Below are 21,711 nucleotides of genomic sequence, written 5' to 3'. Positions count from 1 at the left end.
TCTTCCAGGTACTTGTTCATCAGGTCTTCCGACGCTTCAGCGGCGGTTTCGACCAGCTTTTCGCGCCATTCGTTGGCCTGATCGACCAGCTCGGCCGGCACGTCGACGTAGTCGAATTTCATGCCCTGCGAAGCGTCGTCCCAGAGGATCGCCTTCATCTTGACCAGGTCGACCACGCCCTTGAAGTTGTCTTCGGCGCCGATCGGGATCTGCAGAGGAATCGGGTTGGCCTTCAGGCGAGCGCGCATCTGCTCGTACACCTTGAAGAAGTTCGCACCAGTACGGTCCATCTTGTTGACGAATGCCAGACGCGGGACTTTGTACTTGTTAGCCTGACGCCACACGGTTTCCGACTGTGGCTGCACGCCGCCGACTGCGCAGTAAACCATGCAGGCGCCGTCCAGGACGCGCATCGAACGTTCCACTTCGATGGTGAAGTCGACGTGGCCCGGGGTATCGATAATGTTGAAGCGGTGTGGCTCGAAGTTGTTGGCCATACCTTTCCAGAAGCAGGTCGTCGCTGCCGAGGTAATGGTAATGCCGCGTTCCTGCTCCTGCTCCATCCAGTCCATGGTAGCGGCGCCGTCGTGCACTTCACCGATCTTGTGGTTCACACCCGTGTAGAACAGGATGCGCTCGGTGGTGGTGGTCTTGCCGGCATCGATGTGCGCCATGATGCCGATGTTGCGGACCTTGCTCAGGTCCGTGAGCACGTCTTGTGCCACAGGAGTGTCCTTATCTTTTCGAGCAGTCGTACTGCGAAGAGGGGGTGCCCGCCCCGCGGCGAGTGGCCGAGGGGCGGGCGAAGCTGTTTACCAGCGGTAGTGAGCGAACGCGCGGTTCGACTCGGCCATCTTGTGCGTGTCCTCGCGGCGCTTGACCGCGGCACCCAGGCCGTTGGATGCGTCGAGGATCTCGTTCTGCAGACGCTCGGTCATCGTCTTCTCACGACGGCCCTTCGCGTAGCTCACGAGCCAGCGCAGAGCGAGCGTGTTGGCGCGGTGAGGCTTGACCTCGACCGGCACCTGGTAGGTCGAGCCACCGACGCGGCGGCTGCGGACCTCGAGGGTCGGGCGCACGTTGTCGAGCGCCTTCTTCAGCGTGGCGACGGCGTCCTGACCGTTCTTCGCCTCGACGCCGCGGAGGGCGCCGTAGACGATCGACTCGGCCAGCGACTTCTTGCCGTCGACGAGGATCTTGTTCACCAGCGAGGTGACGATCGGTGCGCCGTATACCGGGTCGTTGACGACGGGGCGCTTCGGGGCGGGTCCCTTACGAGGCATCTAACTCAACCCTTCTTCGCGCCGTAGCGGGAACGAGCCTGCTTACGGTTCTTGACTGCCTGGGTGTCCAGGGCGCCACGGACGATCTTGTAACGCACACCGGGGAGGTCCTTGACACGACCGCCACGCACGAGCACGAGCGAGTGCTCCTGCAGGTTGTGACCCTCACCGGGGATGTACGCGGTGACCTCGGTGCCGTTGCGGAGCTTCACACGAGCGACCTTGCGCATCGCCGAGTTCGGCTTCTTCGGGGTGGTGGTGTAGACGCGGGTGCAGACCCCGGCCTGCTGCGGGTTCGACTTGAGCGCCGGCGCCTTGGTCTTGGTGACCTTGGGCGAGCGACCCTTGCGAACCAACTGCTGAATGGTTGGCACGTTCTCTCCTCATAGTGCTGCACGGTGACAGCGTGATGGGTTTCACATCATGACCCACCGGCACGCCGGAACCGACGAGCTTTTGGTGTGATGGGTATGCCGTGGGGGCGGACCGGCATGGTGCCGGCGCCCAGCGCACACGCGGAGGCGTGCACACACCTGATCAAGTGTAATGCCGCGTAACGTAGCGGTCAAATGAGCGCAACTCCGGCCGCGCGGCCCGAGTGCCGGATCAGGGCAGATCGGGATCGAACGGCGAGTCCAGCGACTCGGTCAGCTCGGCCAACAGGGCCTCGATCTGCGGTTCGACGTGCTGTGAGATCGCGGCCTGGATGTGTATCCGATGACGCAACAGGATCCCGCAGATCTCGCGGCCGACCATGTTGGCGTACTCGTCGGCGAGGGCGACCTCCTGGCGGAGGGCGATCTTCGCCTCCTCCGTGAGCGGGGGCAGTGCGGGCAGCGCGGCGGCGGATTCGTCCGCGAGCCCCGCGATCGTGAACAGGAACGGTGCTCCGGGCACCGGATCCGGATCGAGGGGCAGCCCGTCGAACTCGGGATCGAGGTCCTCGGCCGGGCGGTAGCTGCGGGCGCGGTTCCGCGCGGCCTGCTGATCCAGCTCGCGCTGCAGCATCGGCAGATTCCGCGCCGTGTACTCCGCGACGGCGTGATCGACGATGGTCTTGATACGCGTCGATAGGCCGTGCTGCACGCCGTGCGGCACGTTGGCACCGATACCGGCTGCGGAGAGGATCGGCGATCCGAGGCACCGGCGGCACGGCGCGACACGACCACGATGGGTTGCCGGCTCCCAGCGCGGCACCCAGCGCAACCATGCCTCCACGGCCTGGTCCACCTGCGTCTCCAACGAGCGCTCCACCCCACCAGAGTACGGCGCGTCGCCCGCCACCGTCGCGATTTCCCGGCCCCGGCGGGGCGCGGAGGGAGGATCGCTCGGACATCATTCCTCTTCGTCGCGCTCCCACGGCCAACGCGGATGCTCGGCGCGTGTGCGACGCAGCGCGATCCCACCCCATCCGGCGATCAGGCCCGCCAGCACGAGGACGGCGCTCGCGCCGCCTCGCACGAGACCGCCGGCGACCGCTGTCGCGAGCACGATGCTCCCGGCGCCGATGAGGACGGCGACCCATACCGCGACCAGATGGACGAGGCCGGCGACCAGCGCGATCGCGATCGTCGCGACATACGACGGATGCGGTCGACGCAGAGTGGACCACAGCATGAGCGCGAACGATACGACCGCCGCGATCATGCCGACCACGCCAGGAGTCTGGCCGAGATCCGGGACCGCGATGATGTCCGTGTCGGTGGCGATGCTCACGGCGCCGAGCCCGAACACCGCGAGCGCGAAGAAGCTGATGGTGGCGAGCACCACTGCCAGGATGGCCGAAACCCCCGCGGACTCGGGTCCCCGGGGGTTCGGCGTGGTGGAGTCCGTGATTACCTCGACAGCGTCGGGCCGGCCTCGAGCGTGCGCTCGTACTCGCGCTGCGCCTCGGCATTCAGCTCGGTCTTGCGAGCACCGCTTCGGGCGACCCAGGCACCGAACCAGATGGTCAGCTCGCGGGCGAACACGAAGGCCGCGATCGCCAGCGGGGCGAGCAGCTGCTCCCCGACGAGGTCGAGTCCCTGGCTGGCGCTGAGCTTCCAGAACGGAGCTTCGAAGAGCTGCCCGAGGATGTGGCCCCCATACGCGATGACGCCGACGATGAGGCCGAAGACGACCCAGAGGCCCCAGCGCCCACGGTTGATGATCGCGCCCAGCAGCCAGAATCCGAGGAAGAACACGACGACGGGCGTCCAGAACCCCCATGTCATCAGGGGCGCGATCGCGGTCTGGCCGATGTTCTCGCCGGTCACATCTCCGGCGATGGCACCGAGTCCGAGCGCAGCCCCCAGGTAGAGCACCGCGAAGACCAGGGTCGCCAGGAGTCCGATCGCTCCCGCGGTGCCGCGGTTGCCGCGGTCACGGGGCGGTTCGGGCGCCTGGACGAAGATGGGCTGCGGCTGTGCGGCGGCAGCGGCGACGAGCGGCTCCGACGGGACGACGCGCGTCTCGACCTCATCGCCGTACTGGGCGTACGCCGCACCGGCCATCCCCGACTGCTCGTGGCCGAACGGGACGGGCTCGCCCACGACGGGCTCGGGGTAGAACGAGGTGGTCTCGGCGTCGGCCTGAGCCCTGACCTCGTCGGCGTAGTCGCGCGACGGAGCGACCGGAGCAGGCGTCACGGCCGGCGGCGGGGAGGCGAACGTACCGGGGTGATCACGCTCGGCCTCTTCGAAAGCGGCGAGGTCGGGGTCGACCGGCGCTGCGACGGGCTTCTGATCGATGCCGTCGTTCACGCCGTCGTTGTTGCCGGGAACGTCAGCACCCGCAGCCGCAGCGGCGTCCAGGCCTTCGTTCGCACTGCCGACGACGTCGTCAACGTCAGCCGGCTTCTCGGGCTGGGGAACGTTGGGGTCACTCATGGGGTGCGCCTCTCATCGGATACGTGCACTGCGAGGGTACCTCCGCGCGAACGACCGCTTGCGGAGGCGTGCCGACGTGTCGTCATACGCGGAGACGCGTCGTCATCCGCGAGGACCGGTCGTCGTGACGCGGGTTCAGGGGAGCGCGCTGCGCAGCGCATCGCCCGCGAACTGCGCGAGCACAGGGACCATCGGCAGGGACAGCCAGACGAGAGCCCCGATGATGCCGACGCACACGATCCCGGCGAACCAGCTCATCCCGAGGTTGCGTCCCCCCACCCGTGCCATGGCTCCACGCTACGGCCGAAGCCCCGACGGGCTGCGGAGCAACGCCGATATCCGGCAACGGCAGTGCCTGTCATCCTGCGGTGCGCCCGCGAAGTCGCCACAGCAGCCACAGCCCCGAGAGGGGGACGAGGAGGAACCCGAGGAGGATGAGGACGTGCCACTCCCCCACGCCGGGGACGAGGGGGTTGACGGCGGGAACCTCCGGGGGCGTCCCGGTCCCCGAAGAGCTGCTTCCCGTCTCCGACGAGGCGAGGGCCGTCAGCGTCGAGACCGTGAGGAACGAGATGCCGGTGACGACGAACGGCACGACGAGAGCGATCGCCTTCTCCCAGCCCCTCCAGAGTGCACTCGCGCTGACGAGCGCGGCGCCGACGAACCAGCCGACCACGGGCACCACGATCCCTCCGAAGCTCAACGTGAGCGCCGCAGCGATCGCGAACCCTCTCGTCGAGGTCGCGGGCGGACGGGGTGTCGGTGGTGCGGCGATCGTGGGAGCACCGACGATCGTCGCCGAGGGCACCTCCGCCTGAGCTTCATCCGCGATCACGACCGGATCGCCGAGATGCGCGATGCGCGCCGCCGTCGCTTCGGCGTCGAGTCCCTGCAGCTCTTCGAGGATGCCGGCACGGATGTCGCTCGCGACACCGTGCGGCAGGTTGCGCATGGCCTCGTCGAGCCGCGCGAGGTAATCCGCACGGAGGTCGTCTGCGGTGAGCTCTGTCATGGTCGTCCCTCTCCGACGATGCCCGTGACGACACGGGCGAATGGTGTCCACTGCGCACGGAACCGCTCGAGCTGCTCGGTCCCGCTGGCGGTGAGCCGGTAGTACTTGCGCACCGGACCGCTTCCGGAGGGCTGGTCGAAGGTGGTGACCCAGCCGTTGTCCTTCAGCCGCCCGAGCAGCGGGTACAGCGTGCCGATACTGGCGATCAATCCCGCGCCGGTGAGCGCGTCGGCCAACTGCCAGCCGTACATCGGCTCACGCGCGAGCAGACCGAGCACGCAGTACTCGACCACGCCCTTGCGCATCTGGGCGCCGACATCCGCTGTCATGCATGACAAGGTAGCATGCGAGACAAGTGAGCGGGAACGGTCCTGGGAGAAACGGCCGGGGAGGGACGGCGGTCGCCGCCGAAGGGACGACCGCCCGTGCCGTCAGCCCTTCGTCGCGCCTGCCGTCAGCCCGCCCACGATGTACTTCTGCAGGAAGAGGAACAGGATCATCACCGGGATCGCGGCCATCACGGCGCCGGCCGAGAACGCGGACCAGTCTGCATACCGCGGGTTGGCGACGAGCTTGGTGAGTCCGACGACCAGCGTCTGCTGATCCACGTCGACGAGCATGACACTCGCGATCACGTACTCGTTCACGGTGCCGATGAACGACAGCAGGCCGACCACTGCGAGGATGGGGGCGACCAGACGCAGGATGATCGTGAAGAAGATGCGCGCATGACCGGCGCCGTCGATCCGGGCCGCCTCGTCGATCTCCTTCGGAATGGTGTTGAAGAAGCCGTACATCAGGTAGGTGTTCACGCCGAGTGCTCCACCGAGGTACACCAGGATCAGCCCGGTGTGCGTGTTGAGACCGATGGCGGGGAACCAGTCCCCCAGCGTCGACATGAGCAGGAAGATCGCGACCACGGCGAGCAGCTGCGGGAACATCTGCACGACGACGATCGTGACGAGACCGACCCGTCGTCCGGCGAACCGCATGCGCGAGAAGGCATACGCGGCGCAGGCGCCGATGAAGACGGTGACCGCGCCGGTGACGACGGCGATCAGCAGCGTGTTGAGGAACCAGGTGCCGTACGGGTTCTGCGGGTCGCTCAGGATGCGCACGTAGCTGTCGATCCCGATCGCGGAGAAGAGCTGGTTCGAGCCCGTCAGCGTCCCCTTCGGGTTCAGCGAGGCGGAGACGACGTAGAGCAGCGGGAACAGGGCGAAGGCGCTCACGACGATCGCGACGAGGTGCCGCCATCCGGTGTCGGCGAACCACGCGCCGAAGCTGCGGCGCCGCGGAGCGAGGCTCTGCAGGTCGTCGGTGGAGCGAGTGGTGGCGGATCGCCCGGTGGTGGGGCTGTGGGTGCTCATGTCAGTTCAGCTCCTCGAGGGCCTTGGTCTTGCGGAAGCTGATGATCGAGATCGTGGCCACCACGATGAAGATCAGGATCGTGAAGGCCGACGCCAGACCGTAGTCGCGCGTCTGCCCCGTGAAGGCGACCTTGTAGACCATCGAGATCAGGATGTCGGTGTGCCCGACGGGGATCGACACGTCGCTGAAGCGCGGACCGCCCTTGGTGAGCATGTAGATCAGGTTGAAGTTGTTGAAGTTGAACGCGAACGACGAGATCAACAGCGGCGCGACGGTGACCAGCAGCAGCGGCAGCTTGATCCGCCGGAAGACCTGCCACGGGTTCGCGCCGTCCATCACCGCGGCTTCGTTCACATCCTCGGGGATGCCCTGCAGAGCGCCCATGCAGACGAGGAACATGTACGGGAAGCCGAGCCACAGGTTCACCAGCAGCACAGACACCTTCGCGAGCACCGGGTCGGTGAGCCACGGGATCGCGGCCCCGCCGAAGATCACCTGGTTGATGAAGCCGAAGCTCTCGTTCATCATTCCGGCCCAGACCAGCGCGGAGAGGAACGCGGGGAACGCGTACGGGAGGATGAGGATGATCCGGTATCCGTTGCGGAATCGCATGCGGGTGTTGTTGAAGACGAGCGCGAGCAGGAGTCCGAGGAAGAACGTCGTCGCGACAGAGATCAGCGCGAACGCGAAGGTCCACAGCGTGACCGAGATGAGCGGCCCGCGGATCGACGAGTCGGTCACCGCGCGCACGAAGTTGTCGAACCCGACCGTCGTCTGCCATCCGGGGAGGAGCTGCTCTCCGCCTTCGGCCGTGAAGGCTCCGTCACCGGTGTCCGCGTACACGGTGCCGGTGGTGGTGTCGGTGATGGTGTCCGCGGCCTCGTCGTATTCGAGCGTCGAGACGTACAGGTAGCCCTTCTGCCCGTCGGGAGCCCGCAGGCTGCCGTCGTTCGGATCATCACTGAAGGGGACCGAGAGCTTCTCCAGCTCTTCGGAGAGTGTGAAGACGGTCGCGAGCGGGAGCGTGGTCCAGCCGTCGACCGCGACGGCCTTGCCGCCCTCGAACCGGGCGTCGACCTCTTCCAGGGGCTGCTCCGCGGTGCCGAGCAGCGCGTCGCCGGACTCCGGATCGGTCGCGAGCAGCCCGTAGGTGCCGAACTGCTCGACCACCGTGACGGGGTAGGTCGGCGAATCCTCGACCCGCTCCTGGGCCGAGGCGAGGAGCGAGGAGATCGCCTGGTCCTTGGTCCCGTTGTGACCCGTGCCGTAGTTCGTGAACCCGATGTACCCGGTGTAGAGCAGGGTGAAGACCTGGAACACGACCAGGAAGATGATGCCCGGCGTGAGGTACTTCGCCGCGATGCGCTTGCGGGAGAAGTAGATGTAGTTGACGAGGACGGCGACCACGACGACGACGCCGAGGATCAACCATTCCTGATGGGCGAAGAGCACGAAGGCCGCATACAGCGCGATCGCGTCGACCACCGCCAGCAGGAGGATCTTCAGCAGCATCCAGCCGATGGGTCCGGATGCGGCCTCCGCGATCTTCGCGGCCTGGCGCTGGCGTCTGGTCGGAGGAGCTGTGCGCTCGTCGGTGTCTGTCATGTCGTCCTCGTCATGATCCTGCCGGGGCGGACGAAGACGCCCACCCCGGCAGAGTCAGTGTTCTGGCTGTTACTTGATCGCGGCGGTCACGTCGTCGACGAGCTTCTGCCACGTCGTCGTCGGGTCCTCGCCGTTGATGATCGCGGCCTCGGCCACGCCCCAGTACTGCCAGACCGCGCCCATGGCCGGGATGGCGGGCATCGGGACGGCGTCGGCGCCGACGGCCTGGAATCCGGCGATGATCGGATCGGCGGCGGCGGTGTCGGCTGCGGCGGTCAGGGCGGGCAGGATGTTGCCGGCCTTGAACAGCTCGAGCTGCACGTCTTCGGTGCCGATGTAGTTGACGAGGAAGTCGTTGGCCGCGACCTTGTTCTTCGACTCGGAGCTCACGAAGAAGCCCTTGACGCCGGCGAACGGCGAGGCGGTCTCACCGGTCGGGCTCGGGATCGGGTCGATCGCGACGTTGATGCCCGCGTCGGTGGCCGCGCCCACGTTCCACGGACCGGTCAGCCAGAAGGCCGCGGTGCCGTCGAGGAACTGCTGCTTGGCGATCTCGCCGTCGACGTCGGTGTTCAGCACGCCCGCTGCGCCCTGCGCGCCCAGCCAGTCGGCGAAAGCGAAGCCGCCCTCACTGCCCAGCTGGAGGTCGGTGGAGTCGTAGCTGCCGGTGTCATCGGTGCCGAACACCGGGGCCCCGAAAGCGGTCTGGAACGGATACAGGTGGTACGGGTTGCCCTCGGTGCCCTGCTCCACGACGAACGTGCCCTTCGAGACCATGTCGTCGAAGCTGGTCGCGGCGGCGGGAACGAGATCGGCGTTGCGCAGGACCGCGATGTTCTCGACGGCGTACGGAAGCATGTAGACGGTGCCATCGTAGGTGGCGGCCTGCAGGGCGACGGGGAGGTAGTCCTCGGAGCTGTCACCCAGCTCGATCGGCGCGACCACTCCGTTCGTGGAGAGCTCGCCCAGCCAGTCGTGCGCGCCCATGACGATGTCGGGGCCCTTGCCGGTAGGGACCTGCTGGATGAAGTCGTCCTTCATGTCGTCGACCGACTTGCCCGTGAGCTCGACCTTGACGCCGGTCTTCTCCTGGTAGGCGTCTGCCGCGCCCTGCAGTGCATCGACGCGCTCGGCATCGACCCAGACGACCAGCTTTCCGCTGTCGTCGGAGCCCGAGGTGTCGTCGCTGCTGGTCCCCGTGGAGCAGCCGGCAAGCGTCAGAGTCGAAACGATGGCGATCGCGCCCGCGGCGACGATGCCCCTCTTGTTCACCTTCATTGGTGTGTGCCTCTCTCAGTGCTGATCACCTGCAAGGACTGCAAGCGCTTACAGTATGCATCGAAATCGACGCTGTTTGCAATGAGAGTGGGCGTCGATATCAACCCGTGACCGAGAGAAGGGTGGCCGTCAGGTGTGAAAACGCTTCCACCTGCGGAGAAGAGGTCACCCCGTAGACTGCCGACATGGCTGATGGTTCGCTTCGCATCGCGCGGATGACGGCAGGGATCGTCCTGGCGTTCTCCGCTGCTGTCCTCAGCGGGTGCACCGCGTTCGCCACCGGCTACGCCGTTCTGGACCGTGAAGCCGAAGGCGCAGACGCCCTTCCGGACGCGTTCATCGAGCAGGACCCCGCAGACATCGCCGACCTTTCGTCGGCGCGGTACGTCGGCGAGCATTCCGGCAGCTCGCTCTGGCTGTTGCGCGGGCTGGATCAGGGCTCTGTCTGCATACTCGCCTACCGGGACGAGACCGCAGGGATCATGGGGTGCGGCAGCGAAGGTGGCCCCGTCGAGATGAGCGGCCCCGCCGGTCATTTCGTGACCGTTCCGGACGACTACCCCACCCCGGACGGAGCCACCCGGATCTCCGACAATGTGTACGCGCTGAGCCCCTGAGCCCCTGCGCGCGGGGTGAGATCTTCAGCGGGCGGTAGCCCCTGCAGCGCCGTGCGGCGTATCGCGGATGACCCGATCTATCCAGTCACGCCGTGGGAGATCGAAGATGGCGTCACGGGAGAACCAGCCGAGTTCGAGGATCTCGTCGAGGTCTGGTGTCGCCTCACTGAGGAGTTCGCACTCGTACGCGATCGTCACGTAGCCGACCCGATCGCCATTGGGATAGGTGACCGTCATCGGTTCGCCTCCGTACGCGCCGATGACTCCCGTGATCCGAATTCGCGCCCCTGTCTCTTCGAGGACTTCGCGGGCAGCCGCATCCGAGGGATCCTCGTCGGGTTCGACGCCACCGCCGATCAGACTCCAGAGTCCGGAATGCGCGTGCCGGGCGAGCAGGAACCGCTCGTCGTCTCGAATGACGGCCGTGACGCCAGGGAGAAGCAAGAAGTCCTGACCGATCCGGGCGCGAATCGACCGGACATAAGGAGACATCGGCATCGAAGCAGTCTAAGCACCGTTCCAGGGGCCTCTTCCATTGCGCCTCCGTCAGCCGTACGCGACATATGCGGATGCCCCCGGTTACAGTTGACACATGGCTGACAGTTCATTTGACATCGTCTCGAAGGTCGACCACCAGGAGGCGGAGAACGCCCTGAACCAGGCCCGCAAGGAGATCGAGCAGCGCTACGACTTCAAGGGCACCGGTGCGTCGATCGCCTGGAGCGGCGAGAGCATCCTCATCATCGCGAACACCGAGGAGCGGGCCAAGGCCGTGCTCGACGTGTTCCAGTCCAAGCTCATCAAGCGGGGCATCTCCCTGAAGAGCCTCGAGTCGGGCGACCCGTTCGCCAGCGGCAAGGAGTTCCGCATCGTCTCGACACTCAAGGACGGCATCTCCTCGGAGAACGCGAAGAAGATCAACAAGATCATCCGCGACGAAGGCCCCAAGGGAGTCAAGAGCCAGATCCAGGGCGACGAGCTGCGCGTGCAGTCCAAGAGCCGAGACGACCTGCAGTCGGTCATCGCACTGCTCAAGGGTGCCGACCTCGATCTCGACTTGCAGTTCATCAACTACCGGTAAGCGCCGCGACACGTCGCGGGGAGGGGGTCGGGTGCAGCGCACTCGGCCCCCTCTCTCGTCATTGTTGGATTGCATACCGATATATGGGTTGCGGTGCCCAAGACTGGGAGTGGTCGACTCAATGCGACCGATGACGCGAACGCCGCATGACGCACTGCCGTCGTAGGGCTACGCGATCTCGGGATTGCGAGCTTGCCCTCGTGGGGACGAGGCCGCGGCAGTTCCATGCGCTCGCGTCTTCGGTGGCCGGCGGATGCCCTGCATCCGCCGGCCACGGAACCGCGAGCAAGGAGACCGCGAGTAAGAAGAGCCCACCTGAGTCACGCTGCGCGCCCCCACGCGGTTCGCGGACTCGGGTGGGGCTGTTGGCATCCGATGCGACTTCATGATGTAGTTGCCCTCCCGGGCGAATCATGGGGCGCTCGGGATCAGAAGGACAACTGGGGGCAGGTCCATGGCGAGTATCGGATCGACGAACATCGGAGAGAGCAAGCAGCTCTTGGCCGAGGAGGTCTTCCACCACATCGGAAGGCAGATCATCGACGGCACGTTGGCAGAGGGTGAGCGCATCCGCGATGTCGACGTCGCCGAAGAGCTGCATGTGTCGCGCACACCTGTTCGAGAGGCGCTCCAGCGCCTGGAGCGACTGGGAATGGTCACGATGTACCCGAGCCGGTACACCGAGGTCACGGCGGTGACGCCCGAGACGATGGCGCAGTCGCTCGAGTTCGCGGGGTATCAGGCCGGAATCGCGGCGCGACTGGCGGTGCCGAGGCTCACGGCGGCTCAACGCGAGCATGTCATCACGCTCGTCGCCGCGATGAATGCGTCGTTGGACGACCTGGCGACGACCTCCGGCGCCCGTTGGGCCGTGTTCTCGTACCTGGGCTCGCACAGCGGCAACGAGCAGCATCGCACACTGATCGACGATGCGAGCATGGTGCTGTTCCGCAACCTTCGCGACTGGGTGGTTCCCGCGTCCGATCGGGCGCGGATGGGGCAGGTCTACGACGATTTCCGCGACGCCGTGCGCGATGCCGACGGCGATGGTGCCGAACGCCTGGTCAGGGCGATGTACTACCTGTGAGCCCCGTCACAGCGCCGCGCGCCAACCCGTGACCCATCTGTCCAAGCGCCGGTAGGCGTCCTCCCGCGCGTCGTGTCGGGAGAGGAAGACGTCGTGGAGCGCTCCGTCGATGCGCTCCACGGTCACGCTGGGACCGAGGCGGAGTGCCGCACGCGCGATGTCGTCGACCACCAGCACCGAGTCGGCGGAGGTGAGATCGTTCGACCAGCGCGTCGGCGGCACGAATCGTGCCGAGAGCAATACACATACCGGTGCGGTGATCGACAGCCCCGCGGCCACCGTCTTGTGCCCGGAGAGCACGGCGTGCAGCCACCCCGCGTACACCGCCATGGTCTGCGCGGGACGCCACACCGGGTTGACCTCCATCGGGTCGTCCGGATCGGCGACCTCCTGCTGCGCGCGGGTGTAGAAGCCGAGGTCGATCTGCGGTGCGGCCTCCATCGGCCGGATACGCGCCTGCAGCTCGACCATCGGCGCGATCGCGGCCCTCGCCGGCGCGAACTGGAATTCCAGCCAGGGGCTGTTGAGGATCACCGCGTCGGCCGCGCCCGGATGCCGGGAAGCCCACAGGCTCAACGTCAGGCCGCCCGTGGAATGCCCGAGAAGAACGAGTCGTCGATCGGATTCGAGGCCGCCCTCACCTCGACCCATCGCATCCAGCGCCGCCCCGATGTCCTCGTCGTAGATGGCGAGGTCGGCGATGTAGCCCGGGGTCTGCCCGTCGCGGAGGCTGCGACCGTACTTGCGCAGGTCGAGGGCGAAGAAGCGGGCCCCCCGAGACGTCCAGAATCGAGCGAGCCGCTTCTGGAAGAAGTAGTCGGACCAGCCGTGCACGTACAGCACATCGACTCCGTCGAGAGGCGGACGATTGCCGCTCGCCCGCGCCCACAGACCGGGCCTCTTCGGCAGCGCACGCACCAGAGTCGCCACCACGGGGCCCTGATCGTCTGTGCCGAGATCGAGTGTCAGCTGCTCGAACTCGTCGCCCAGGACATCAGGGATCCACTCGGCCATGCGTTCCTCCCCCGTCGTCGCCAGGCTAGCCGAGAGCGCGACCGCTCGGGGGAAGGCCGACCGCGACCGCGCTATTCGCCGCGCGAGACGCGGACCATCTCGTCGCGCGGGACCACCTTCACGCGGGCGCGCTCCTCCGGGGCGCCGAGAGCGATCTCGTGCTCGTCGAGGCGGTGCCAGCCATCGAGGTCGGTCCAGCGCACACCGCGCTCCTGCAGGAGTTCGACGATCGCCTCCTCCGAGGGGTCCTCCGGGTGCCACCAGGAACCCTGATCGTTGATGATGTGGCGCACGGTCTCCATCGCATCGGACTTCGTGTGCCCGATCAGCCCGACCGGGCCGCGCTTGATCCATCCGGTCGCGTAGATGCCGGGCACGCGGTCGTTCGAGTCCTTCGCGAGGACCTGGCCCTCGCGGTTCGGGATCACCCCGTGCTTCTTGTCGAACGGAACGCCGGGAAGCGGGGATCCGAAGTAGCCGATGGCACGGTAGAGAGCCTGCAGGGGCACCTCGCGCAACTCGCCGGTGCCGACCGCGCCACCCTGGCCGTCGGGCCGGGTGCGCTCGTACACGAGAGCCGCGACGCGACCGTTCTCGTCCTTGCGGACCTCGACCGGCTTCGCCCAGAAGTGCAGATGCAGACGGCGCGATGCCGTGCCTCCGGCGTTGTTGACCGAATCCCGTTTGCGCCACGACTGCAGGATGCGATCGATGACCATGACCTGCTTGTTGCTGGCGACGGCGTCTTTGGCGGCATCGTCGTAGTCGAAGTCCTCGTCGTAGACGACCATGTCGACGTCGCGCAGCTCGCCGAGCTCGCGCAGTTCGAGCGGAGTGAACTTGACCTGCGCCGGCCCCCGCCGCCCGAACACGTGCACATCCGTGATCTCGCTGGCCTTGAGGCCCTCGTAGACGTTGGCCGGCACCTCGGTGACGAGCAGGTCCTCCGCGTGCTTGGCCAGCATGCGGGCCACGTCGAGCGCGACGTTGCCGTTGCCGAGCACGCCGACGGAAGCGGCGTCGAGCGGCCATTCACGCGGCACGTCGGGGTGGCCGTCGAACCAGCTGACGTAGTCCGCCGCCCCGTACGAGGCGACGGCATCGATGCCGGGGATGTCGAGCGAGGTGTCACGGATCGCACCGGTCGCGAAGATCACCGCGTTGTAGTGCTTCTTGAGGTCTTCGAGGGTGATGTCCTCGCCGAAGCGGACGTTGCCGAACAGGCGGATGTCACCGCGGTCCAGCACGTCGCGAAGGGCGGTGATGATGCCCTTGATGCGGGGGTGGTCAGGGGCGACGCCGTAGCGCACCAGTCCGTACGGCGCGGGGAGTTGTTCGAAGAGGTCGATCGAGACGTCGAACTTGCGCTCCGCCTTCAGCAGGATGTCTGCCGCGTAGATGCCGGCGGGGCCCGCACCGACGATGGCCAGTCTGAGCTTGGTCATGGGAGGTCCTTTCGTATGCCGTCGCAGCCGGTGCCCGCGGCCCGAAGGGCCGCAGCGCGGAGTCAGCTGGAGCGTTCGGCGAGGGTCTCAGCGAATCGGGTCAGCGCCTCGCGCACGGTTCCGCGCGGGAGAGGCCGGAGAGCGTCGACGGCGTCGCGCGTCCACGCGTGGGCGAGCTCGAGGGTCTTCTGCGTCACGACGTGGTCGCGCAACTCGTCCAACGGGCCGTCGAGGATGGCCGGGTCCGCTCCGTCGGCGATGAGGGCGACGCCGTCATCGATGCGCGCCGCGAGGTCGATCGACGCCTCGTCCCCCTCCGCCTTGAGCAGCAGATACGGCATCGTCGGAACGCCGGCGCGCAGGTCGGTGCCCGGCACCTTGCCGGTCTCCTCGGGCTTCGCGGAGAGGTCGATCACGTCGTCGAGCAGCTGGAACGCGACTCCGATCTTCTCGCCGTACACGCGCAGCGGCTCCTCGTACTCCGAGGGAGCGTTGGAGAAGATCACCCCGCCCTGCGTCGCCGCGGCGATCAGGGAGCCCGTCTTGTCGGCGAGCACCTGGATGTAGAACTCGATCGGGTCGTCGCCGTCCTGCGGTCCCAGGGTCTCGTGCATCTGACCGAGCACCAGACGCTCGAACGTGTCGGCCTGGAGACGGATGGCACGCTCCCCCAGCCGCGACATCAGCTGGCTGGCGCGGGAGAACAGGATGTCGCCCGTGAGGATCGCGATGTTGTTGCCCCACACGGCATGAGCGGCGGGAACCCCTCGGCGGCGGTCGGCACCGTCCATCACGTCGTCGTGGTACAGCGAGCCGAGATGCGTGATCTCGAGGGCCTTCGCGACGTCGATGACCTCGGTGGTGTTGCCGTCGCCGAGCTGCGCGGCGAGGAGCGTGAGCACGGGACGGATGCGCTTCCCGCCCGCCTCGTACAGGTAACGGCTGGCGGCGTCGGCCAGCGGGTCGGCGACGCGGACGTCGTCGGCCAGGCCGGTCTCGACCAGCTCCAGCCCGTCTTCGATGGCGCGCGCGACACGTCGGGCGGCAGGGCCGATGAAGACGCGATCGCTGAAGCCGAGACGGCTCGCCAGTCGCGAACCCGGGGCGATGGGGCTCGAAGTCACGTTCTCAGCCTACCTTCGTCGGATGTCGAGGTTTCGCCCGAGAGACTCACTCCGGCTTGCGCGCTCTGTGCAGGGCCACGATGCCGAACGAGAGATTGCGGTAGGCGACGTCGCTCCAGCCCGCCTCGCGGATCCAGGCGGAGAGCCGCTTCTGGTCCGGCCACTCGCGGATCGACTCGTTCAGATAGTCGTAGGCGTCGCCGTTCGTACCGGCGACGCGGGCCACCCGCGGGAGCACCTGGGCGTTGTAGAAGCGGTAGGCGCTGCGGAAGAGTTTTCCCGGCGGGGTCGAGAACTCGTTGATCACGAGTCGCCCTCCGGGCTTGGTCACGCGGTAGAGCTCGCTCAGCGCCTTCTTCGGATCGTTCACGTTGCGCAGCGCGTACGACATCGTGACCGCGTCGAACGTCGCATCCGGGAACGGAAGATCCGTGGCATCGGCCTGCACGAACGACAGGTTGCGCATGGCGCCGTGCCGGCGCTCGCCCTCGGCGAGCATGCCGGGAGAGAAATCGGCCGCGACCACCTCGGCACCGCTCCGCGCAAGGGACGCCGACGACGAGGCCGTGCCCGCCCCCAGGTCGAGGATCCGCTCCCCCGGCTTCGGAGCGACCGCTCGGGTGGTCGCCGCACGCCACAGCACGTCGTTGCCGAAGGTCATCGCGGTGTTCGTCCGGTCGTACCCTGCGGCGACCTGGTCGAACATGCCGCTGACGCGGGCGGGGTCCTTGCCGAGATCGGCGCGGTTCTTCTCGTTCGAGGTCACGAGTTCAGTCTAGGCGCGAGGCCCAGCGCTTCGAGGCGGTCGAGCCAGGGATCGGCGGTCGCATCGTCGAACGGCGCGACCCGGGCCCGCACCCGCTCCTCGAGGTCGAGCGCGAGGGCTTCCAGATGCGCCATGACATCGGTCGGGTAGCCGTAACGGGCACTGTGGTCGGCCCATTCGTCGCGGTCGTCGACCCACGTTCCCCGTTCCCCTTCCACGCGCACCACGTCGAGGTCCATGTCGATCCCGGTCGCCAGCAGCGGATCATCGGACCAGCGGATGTCCCACCCCAGATCGATGTAGATGCGCATGCCCTTGCGGTGACGGCGATTGACGGTGAGCGCATGGTCACCGCTCGCCGGGACCAGCGTGACGTTCGGACCGCCCGCATGGAACTCGGCGCCGGGGCGCACACTGTGCCATCCGACGGGCTGCCCGATCCAGTCGCCCCACTCGTCGGCGCCGAGATAGACGCACTCGTGCCGCCAGTGCGGCGAGCCATCCCATTTGCGCCATTGGAAGACCATCTCGGTGCCGGGTGCGGGACGTGCGTCGCTCATCCGCTCACCCTACGACCACGCGGATCCATGCGCCCTGAGCGGCATAGGCTGGAGACGTGCACACCACCCACCTGGTCGTGGAGACCCGCGAGATCGACCCGGTCGAAGACCTCCTGGCCTACGCGGACCCCGCCCGCCCTCTTGCCTGGCTGCGCCGCGGAGACGGGATCGTCGCCGTCGGCCGACCGCTCACGGAGATCCGTCCCGCGGTCGAAGCGGGAACGTCACGCGTCGAGACCCTCGCGGCTGCCTGGCGCACCATGGCGGCGCAGTCCGAGATCTCCGACCCGATGGGCCTCCCGGGCACGGGGCTCGTGGCCTTCGGGGCATTCGCGTTCGACGAGGACTCGGCCGCGGACAGCGTGCTCGTGGTGCCCACGCAGGTGGTGGGGCGACACGGCGACCGGTTCTGGCGCACCACGCTCCGCCTCGCCGGCGCTCCGGACGACCGTGACGAGCTCGTCACCCAGCCTTACGGCCCGCACTGGGCCGGCACCGTCGGCCCCGGAGCGCAGAGCCCGCAGGGATACCAGGATTCGGTGCGCCGCGCCCTCGCCCGCATCGCCGACGGAGACCTGAGCAAGGTCGTGCTGGCCCGCGACCTCACCGGGAGCATCCCGGCAGGCTCCGACCTGCGTCGGCTCGTGCGCGCCCTTTCGACCGGCTACCCCGACACGTGGGCGTTCGCCGTCGACGGGCTGATCGGTGCGAGCCCGGAGACGCTCGTCACCGTGCACGACGGAACCGTCACCGCACGGGTGCTGGCGGGGACGATCGGCCGTGGCGCGGACGCCGACGCCGACACCGCCGCATCCGCTCACCTCGCGTCGAGCGTCAAAGACCTCGACGAACACCAGTACGCCGTGCAGAGCGTGCTCGCCTCGCTCCGATCCCACACCCGGGCGCTGGCGGCGAGCGAACAGCCCTTCCTGTTGAAGCTGCCGAATCTGTTCCATCTGGCCACCGACGTCGAGGGCGAGCTGGCCGATGGGGAGAGCGCGCTCGACCTGGTGCGGGCACTGCATCCGACCGCCGCCGTCGCCGGCACTCCGACACCGGCGGCGATCGACGCGATCCGCGAGCTCGAACCCTTCGACCGCGGGCGCTATGCCGGCCCCGTGGGCTGGGTGGATGCCGCCGGCAACGGCGAATGGGCGATCGCGCTGCGCTGCGCGCAGTTCGCCGAGCGCCAGGGAGAGATCGGCGTCACAGCCTACGCGGGCGCCGGAATCGTCGCCGGCTCCGACCCGGAGAGCGAACTGCTCGAGACGCGCGTGAAGTTCCGCCCTCTGGTCGACGCGCTCGCCTGAGCACACCCCGGGAGCTCAGCTGGCGGCGAGACGCTTCTTCTCGGCCTCGACATCGAAGTCGGCACGTGGCCACTGCGGGTCGATGTCTTCCAGGGCCGCGAGCAGCAGTTCCTGCACGGCCAGCCGGGCGTACCACTTGGCGTTCGCGGGGATCACGTGCCACGGAGCCACCTCGGTCGAGGTGCGATCGAACACGGCCTGGTACGCCTCCATGTACTGCGGCCACAGCATCCGCTCGTCCACGTCGCCGGGGTTGTACTTCCAGTGCTTGTCCGGACGCTCGAGTCGCTCCATCAGCCGCGACTTCTGCTCTTCCGGTGAGATGTGCAGCATGACCTTGACGATGCGGGTGCCGGATGCCGCGACCCGGGACTCGAACTCGTTGATGGCGTCGTAGCGGCGCTCGATCTCGTCCGGCGGGGCGAGTTCGCGCACACGCCCGATCAGCACATCCTCGTAGTGGGAGCGGTCGAACACCCCGATGAACCCCGGTTCAGGCAGACGCTTCTCGATGCGCCAGAGGAAGTCGTGCGCGCGTTCCTCTGCCGTCGGCGCCTTGAACGCGGCGAGCGCGACGCCCTGCGGGTCGACGCCGCCGACGACGTGCCGCACGATGCCGCCCTTGCCGGCCGAGTCCATCGCCTGCAGCACCAGCAGCACCGCATCCTTCGCCACCCCTGCCCGACTCTCGGCGAAGAGCCGCTCCTGCAGCACATTGAGGTCGGTGAGCCCGGCTGCGAGGTCGGAGACCCCGCGGGACTTGCCGTGGTCATATCCGGGCTTGGCGTCGGGGTCGATGTCGGCGAGACGGAATCCCTCGTCGACTCGCAGCGTCTGCGTCCAGGTGTGCGCGTTCATACGCACATCCTGCCAGTCAACGCGCCAGTGGCACCTCGATGATCTGACGTCCACCACGAGGCGAGGTCAGGGCCTGATCCAGTGCCGTGCGGGTGGTGACCCGCTGGTACTCCCAGCCGTACGCGAGGGCGAGGTGCTCGAGGCGGACCGTGTGCGGCGTGTAGAAGGCGCGATCGAGGTCGCCGGGGCGTGCTGACGATGCGACCTCGAGAGAGTCGAAGATCGTGCCCCCGCCGTCGTTGCCGACGACGACCTGCAACCGGGGCTCGGTCTCGTCAGGCGGCAGCAGCAGGGCGCCGACGTCGTGCAGGAAGGCGAGGTCGCCCAGCAGCACCCGCGTCACGCCGGGGGCGCCGGCCGCCTGACTCGCGATCGCGACTCCGGTCGCGGTGGCGATCGTGCCGTCGATGCCGGCGAGACCGCGGTTGGCATGGACGGGGACCTTCTTGCCGCCGAGCACCTGATCGGCGACGCGGACGAGCCGGGAGGAGCCGAACACCAGGCGGTCGTGCGGCCAGCTGGCGCGCCACACGGCATCGACGAGCAGCTCGCGATCGAGCGGACGGCGGACGGCGTCGAGCTCGGCCCTCACGGCTTGCCTGCGCGCCGCGAAATCGGAGGACGCCAGCGCTTCCGGATCGGGGGCGCGCTCGCTCAGGTCGACGGTCTCGGCCGCGGATGCTCGCATCCACTCCCCGAGCCAGCTGCGATCCGCGACGCCCGGAGCGACGACGACGGCGTCGACGCCCCTCGTACGGTGATTGAGGTTCAGCTCCTCGCCGCCGCGGTGCACGGCCACGACCTCGACATCCTGACGCGAGAGGAGTGCGGCGACCTCACGACTGAGTGTCGGATGCCCGAGGACGACGACCCGCTCGACGCGTCCGCCGAGATCCTCACGCGCGAGCAGTCGACGGTAGCCGTGCACGATCTGGCGTCCGAATCGCGCGCCGCTCACGATCTCGGCGATCAGCGGCCAGCCTCCGACGTGCGCGATCTCCTCGGCATCGGGGCCGGCGTCGGCCCCGGCGACCACGACGGTGCGCGGCCCGCGGTCGAGTTCGAACGGTGTGCTTCTCAGAGCCTCCGGCGCCTCGCCCGGGGTGATGGCGATCGAGGGCAGATCGCCCGAGAGCGGTTCCCGGGACGGGAGGTTCAGATGCACGGGTCCGGAGACCCCGCGAAGGCCGCTCTCGACCTCGCGAGCCCCCATCGCCGCGGCCACGGCCTGCGCAGCGAGTCCCGACCAGTCGCCATCCCCCGGCACCGGAGCGTCCACCTGGTCACGCACCCACGGATGGAAGAGGCCGTCCTGGAGCGTCGCCTGGTTGGCACCGACCCCGCGCAGCTCGGGCGGCCGGTCGGCGGTGAGCAGCAGCAGCGGCACCCCGGAGTGGAAGGCCTCCATCACCGCGGGCAGCAGGTTCGCGACGGCCGTTCCCGAGGTGCACACCACCGCGGCGGGCACGCCCGTCTCACGGGCGATTCCGAGAGCCGTGAAGCCGGCGACCCGCTCGTCGATCCGGACGTGCACCCGGACGTGTCCGTCATCGGCGGCCCGTACCGCGGCGAGCGCGAGGGCCTGCGAGCGTGAGCCCGGAGACACCACGATGTGGCGCACACCCTGGGCGACGAGGTCAGCGATCAGGGATGCCGCAGCATCCATGGCCGGCGACGAGGTCACGGGCGCTGGTCCGTGGCGGGAGGCTCGTCGGTCTCCTCGTCCAGACGGGCGAGCTCCTCCTCGAGGCGGCGGATGCGCGCATCCTGCTCGGTCTTGCTGATGCTGCGCAGGAAGGCCGGGTCGTCGTCAGGCGCGACGACCGGACGGACCCCGGGATCGTTCGCACGTCGACGGCCGATCACGAACCAGAGGATGCCTCCGATCACGGGAAGGAGCACCACGATCAGGATCCAGACGGGCTTGGACACACCGCGGTGCCGCGTCGCCGGCTGCACTGCGCAGTCGACGATGCTGAACACCCAGAACACGGCGGCGAGGAAGCCGCCGACGATCAGTAGTCTCGCCACCCCTCCAGTGTAGGCGCGCCACGGCTTCCCCGGCCCCGGGGAGGACAGAGGCGCCGTTGCTAGACTGCGCGGGAAATGCTGCCCTCATCGCCGGATCCGATGCCGCGAGCGCGGGCCGAGCGGATGCTGATCGCCCGGGTGATCACCGCCGTCGGCCTCGCGCTCCTACTCGTGGTCGGCGCCTGGTCGACCTCGCGGGGTTCGGCCGATGTGCATGCGACGCTGTGTCTCGCCTCCGGCGTCTCGGAGTCGACGGCTGCCGCCCCGACGGCAGGTGACGCGGCGGCAGCGCCCACGATCGACGTGCTCAGCTCCGGTGTCGGGATCTGCCTGCTCGCGGTGCTCGGCGGCGTCGCGCTGGTCCTGCTGTTCCGCCGGCTCGCCGGGGGCACCCGGCCGCTC

At 68.0% G+C, this 21,711-nt stretch carries 26 protein-coding genes; 5 read left to right on the top strand and 21 right to left on the bottom strand.

The window, feature by feature from the left end; translation table 11 throughout:
- The 12 genes from B2869_RS07045 to B2869_RS06990 form a co-directional block, all read right to left on the bottom strand.
- Positions 1–725 (bottom strand): GTP-binding protein (locus tag B2869_RS07045; protein WP_292764322.1); only part of this gene is annotated, 725 nt, incomplete at its 3' end.
- Positions 726–812: 87 nt separating this feature from the next.
- Positions 813–1,283 carry a 30S ribosomal protein S7 gene (rpsG, locus tag B2869_RS07040; RefSeq protein WP_017201608.1) on the bottom strand — a complete coding sequence of 157 codons (471 nt, stop codon included), beginning with the start codon at positions 1,281–1,283 and terminating at the stop codon, positions 813–815.
- 5 nt (positions 1,284–1,288) lie between these two features.
- Positions 1,289–1,657 (bottom strand): 30S ribosomal protein S12, encoded by a 369-nt coding sequence (rpsL, locus tag B2869_RS07035; RefSeq protein ID WP_017201609.1) that lies wholly within the window; start codon positions 1,655–1,657, stop codon positions 1,289–1,291.
- Between the two features lie 232 nt (positions 1,658–1,889).
- A complete protein-coding gene (locus B2869_RS07030) occupies positions 1,890–2,537 on the bottom strand; it encodes a hypothetical protein (protein ID WP_029258210.1) in 648 nt (215 codons plus the stop codon).
- Between the two features lie 81 nt (positions 2,538–2,618).
- Complete coding sequence (locus tag B2869_RS07025; RefSeq protein WP_292764307.1) at positions 2,619–3,050, bottom strand: hypothetical protein; 432 nt, start codon at positions 3,048–3,050, stop codon at positions 2,619–2,621.
- A 68-nt stretch (positions 3,051–3,118) separates the two neighbouring features.
- The gene (locus tag B2869_RS07020; protein ID WP_292764303.1) at positions 3,119–4,150 is read right to left on the bottom strand and encodes an ABC transporter; all 1,032 of its coding nucleotides are present in this window, start codon (positions 4,148–4,150) and stop codon (positions 3,119–3,121) included.
- Between the two features lie 135 nt (positions 4,151–4,285).
- Positions 4,286–4,438, bottom strand: a complete 153-nt coding sequence (locus B2869_RS07015; protein ID WP_021201129.1) for a hypothetical protein — start codon at positions 4,436–4,438, stop codon at positions 4,286–4,288.
- A gap of 70 nt (positions 4,439–4,508) precedes the next feature.
- Positions 4,509–5,162, bottom strand: a complete 654-nt coding sequence (locus tag B2869_RS07010; protein ID WP_292764300.1) for an HAAS signaling domain-containing protein — start codon at positions 5,160–5,162, stop codon at positions 4,509–4,511.
- On the bottom strand, positions 5,159–5,491 hold the full coding sequence (locus tag B2869_RS07005) for a PadR family transcriptional regulator (protein ID WP_292764298.1): 333 nt from the start codon (positions 5,489–5,491) through the stop codon (positions 5,159–5,161). The genes B2869_RS07010 and B2869_RS07005 overlap by 4 nt, the downstream gene beginning before the upstream one ends.
- A 102-nt stretch (positions 5,492–5,593) precedes the next feature.
- Positions 5,594–6,532 carry a sugar ABC transporter permease gene (locus B2869_RS07000; protein ID WP_292764296.1) on the bottom strand — a complete coding sequence of 313 codons (939 nt, stop codon included), beginning with the start codon at positions 6,530–6,532 and terminating at the stop codon, positions 5,594–5,596.
- Position 6,533: 1 nt separating this feature from the next.
- Positions 6,534–8,138, bottom strand: coding sequence for an ABC transporter permease subunit (locus B2869_RS06995; protein ID WP_292764293.1), 1,605 nt, complete (start codon positions 8,136–8,138; stop codon positions 6,534–6,536).
- A gap of 69 nt (positions 8,139–8,207) precedes the next feature.
- Positions 8,208–9,416 carry a sugar ABC transporter substrate-binding protein gene (locus B2869_RS06990; protein ID WP_167255598.1) on the bottom strand — a complete coding sequence of 403 codons (1,209 nt, stop codon included), beginning with the start codon at positions 9,414–9,416 and terminating at the stop codon, positions 8,208–8,210.
- A 185-nt stretch (positions 9,417–9,601) separates the two neighbouring features.
- Between B2869_RS06990 and B2869_RS06985 the strand changes: the two genes are divergently transcribed.
- The gene (locus tag B2869_RS06985) at positions 9,602–10,033 is read left to right on the top strand and encodes a hypothetical protein (protein WP_029267391.1); all 432 of its coding nucleotides are present in this window, start codon (positions 9,602–9,604) and stop codon (positions 10,031–10,033) included.
- Between the two features lie 24 nt (positions 10,034–10,057).
- On the opposite strand, the gene B2869_RS06980 is transcribed toward B2869_RS06985, so the two are convergent.
- Complete coding sequence (locus B2869_RS06980) at positions 10,058–10,531, bottom strand: NUDIX domain-containing protein (RefSeq protein ID WP_292764290.1); 474 nt, start codon at positions 10,529–10,531, stop codon at positions 10,058–10,060.
- A gap of 94 nt (positions 10,532–10,625) precedes the next feature.
- Between B2869_RS06980 and B2869_RS06975 the strand changes: the two genes are divergently transcribed.
- The gene (locus B2869_RS06975) at positions 10,626–11,114 is read left to right on the top strand and encodes a YajQ family cyclic di-GMP-binding protein (protein ID WP_017829222.1); all 489 of its coding nucleotides are present in this window, start codon (positions 10,626–10,628) and stop codon (positions 11,112–11,114) included.
- A gap of 454 nt (positions 11,115–11,568) precedes the next feature.
- Complete coding sequence (locus B2869_RS06970) at positions 11,569–12,201, top strand: GntR family transcriptional regulator (RefSeq protein WP_021201136.1); 633 nt, start codon at positions 11,569–11,571, stop codon at positions 12,199–12,201.
- Positions 12,202–12,207: 6 nt separating this feature from the next.
- On the opposite strand, the gene B2869_RS06965 is transcribed toward B2869_RS06970, so the two are convergent.
- The 5 genes from B2869_RS06965 to B2869_RS06945 form a co-directional block, all read right to left on the bottom strand.
- Positions 12,208–13,215, bottom strand: a complete 1,008-nt coding sequence (locus B2869_RS06965) for an alpha/beta hydrolase (protein WP_029258218.1) — start codon at positions 13,213–13,215, stop codon at positions 12,208–12,210.
- A 71-nt stretch (positions 13,216–13,286) separates the two neighbouring features.
- On the bottom strand, positions 13,287–14,660 hold the full coding sequence (locus B2869_RS06960) for an FAD-dependent oxidoreductase (protein ID WP_029258219.1): 1,374 nt from the start codon (positions 14,658–14,660) through the stop codon (positions 13,287–13,289).
- Positions 14,661–14,722: 62 nt separating this feature from the next.
- Positions 14,723–15,784 (bottom strand): polyprenyl synthetase family protein, encoded by a 1,062-nt coding sequence (locus B2869_RS06955; RefSeq protein ID WP_021201139.1) that lies wholly within the window; start codon positions 15,782–15,784, stop codon positions 14,723–14,725.
- A 46-nt stretch (positions 15,785–15,830) separates the two neighbouring features.
- Positions 15,831–16,550, bottom strand: a complete 720-nt coding sequence (locus tag B2869_RS06950; protein WP_029258220.1) for a class I SAM-dependent methyltransferase — start codon at positions 16,548–16,550, stop codon at positions 15,831–15,833.
- Positions 16,547–17,110, bottom strand: coding sequence for a hypothetical protein (locus B2869_RS06945; protein WP_021201141.1), 564 nt, complete (start codon positions 17,108–17,110; stop codon positions 16,547–16,549). Before B2869_RS06945 ends, B2869_RS06950 begins: the two co-directional genes overlap by 4 nt.
- 56 nt (positions 17,111–17,166) lie before the next feature.
- On the opposite strand from B2869_RS06945, the gene B2869_RS06940 reads away from it, so the two are divergent.
- A complete protein-coding gene (locus tag B2869_RS06940; protein WP_029267411.1) occupies positions 17,167–18,420 on the top strand; it encodes an isochorismate synthase in 1,254 nt (417 codons plus the stop codon).
- A 15-nt stretch (positions 18,421–18,435) separates the two neighbouring features.
- On the opposite strand, the gene B2869_RS06935 is transcribed toward B2869_RS06940, so the two are convergent.
- From B2869_RS06935 to B2869_RS06925, 3 genes are read right to left on the bottom strand one after another with little or no spacing between them, the layout of a single operon-like run.
- Positions 18,436–19,278, bottom strand: coding sequence for a polyphosphate kinase 2 family protein (locus tag B2869_RS06935; RefSeq protein ID WP_029258223.1), 843 nt, complete (start codon positions 19,276–19,278; stop codon positions 18,436–18,438).
- A gap of 16 nt (positions 19,279–19,294) precedes the next feature.
- Positions 19,295–20,944, bottom strand: a complete 1,650-nt coding sequence (gene menD / locus B2869_RS06930) for a 2-succinyl-5-enolpyruvyl-6-hydroxy-3-cyclohexene-1-carboxylic-acid synthase (RefSeq protein ID WP_292764325.1) — start codon at positions 20,942–20,944, stop codon at positions 19,295–19,297.
- Positions 20,945–20,958: 14 nt separating this feature from the next.
- A complete protein-coding gene (locus tag B2869_RS06925; protein ID WP_021201145.1) occupies positions 20,959–21,309 on the bottom strand; it encodes a PLD nuclease N-terminal domain-containing protein in 351 nt (116 codons plus the stop codon).
- Positions 21,310–21,384: 75 nt separating this feature from the next.
- Here B2869_RS06925 and B2869_RS06920 point away from each other — a divergent pair.
- Positions 21,385–21,711, top strand: a 327-nt coding sequence (locus B2869_RS06920) for a hypothetical protein (protein ID WP_292764268.1), incomplete at its 3' end; no start/stop codon positions are given.

The organism is Microbacterium sp. UBA3486, from assembly GCF_002377845.1.
Classification (GTDB): domain Bacteria; phylum Actinomycetota; class Actinomycetes; order Actinomycetales; family Microbacteriaceae; genus Microbacterium; species Microbacterium maritypicum_A.
Note: the sequence above shows the minus strand (reverse complement) of the source record. Positions and strands in the feature narration are given on the sequence as shown.

Excerpts from the sequence above, each read along its gene's own strand:
- rpsG (WP_017201608.1), bottom strand. The coding sequence starts at position 1,283 with ATGCCTCGTAAGGGACCCGCCCCGAAGCGCCCCGTCGTCAACGACCCG.
- B2869_RS07020 (WP_292764303.1), bottom strand. The coding sequence starts at position 4,150 with ATGAGTGACCCCAACGTTCCCCAGCCCGAGAAGCCGGCTGACGTTGAC.
- B2869_RS07015 (WP_021201129.1), bottom strand. The coding sequence starts at position 4,438 with ATGGCACGGGTGGGGGGACGCAACCTCGGGATGAGCTGGTTCGCCGGG.
- B2869_RS07010 (WP_292764300.1), bottom strand. The coding sequence starts at position 5,162 with ATGACAGAGCTCACCGCAGACGACCTCCGTGCGGATTACCTCGCGCGG.
- B2869_RS07005 (WP_292764298.1), bottom strand. The coding sequence starts at position 5,491 with ATGACAGCGGATGTCGGCGCCCAGATGCGCAAGGGCGTGGTCGAGTAC.
- B2869_RS07000 (WP_292764296.1), bottom strand. The coding sequence starts at position 6,532 with ATGAGCACCCACAGCCCCACCACCGGGCGATCCGCCACCACTCGCTCC.
- B2869_RS06995 (WP_292764293.1), bottom strand. The coding sequence starts at position 8,138 with ATGACAGACACCGACGAGCGCACAGCTCCTCCGACCAGACGCCAGCGC.
- B2869_RS06990 (WP_167255598.1), bottom strand. The coding sequence starts at position 9,416 with ATGAAGGTGAACAAGAGGGGCATCGTCGCCGCGGGCGCGATCGCCATC.
- B2869_RS06985 (WP_029267391.1), top strand. The coding sequence starts at position 9,602 with ATGGCTGATGGTTCGCTTCGCATCGCGCGGATGACGGCAGGGATCGTC.
- B2869_RS06980 (WP_292764290.1), bottom strand. The coding sequence starts at position 10,531 with ATGCCGATGTCTCCTTATGTCCGGTCGATTCGCGCCCGGATCGGTCAG.
- B2869_RS06975 (WP_017829222.1), top strand. The coding sequence starts at position 10,626 with ATGGCTGACAGTTCATTTGACATCGTCTCGAAGGTCGACCACCAGGAG.
- B2869_RS06970 (WP_021201136.1), top strand. The coding sequence starts at position 11,569 with ATGGCGAGTATCGGATCGACGAACATCGGAGAGAGCAAGCAGCTCTTG.
- B2869_RS06965 (WP_029258218.1), bottom strand. The coding sequence starts at position 13,215 with ATGGCCGAGTGGATCCCTGATGTCCTGGGCGACGAGTTCGAGCAGCTG.
- B2869_RS06960 (WP_029258219.1), bottom strand. The coding sequence starts at position 14,660 with ATGACCAAGCTCAGACTGGCCATCGTCGGTGCGGGCCCCGCCGGCATC.
- B2869_RS06945 (WP_021201141.1), bottom strand. The coding sequence starts at position 17,110 with ATGAGCGACGCACGTCCCGCACCCGGCACCGAGATGGTCTTCCAATGG.
- B2869_RS06935 (WP_029258223.1), bottom strand. The coding sequence starts at position 19,278 with ATGAACGCGCACACCTGGACGCAGACGCTGCGAGTCGACGAGGGATTC.
- menD (WP_292764325.1), bottom strand. The coding sequence starts at position 20,944 with ATGGATGCTGCGGCATCCCTGATCGCTGACCTCGTCGCCCAGGGTGTG.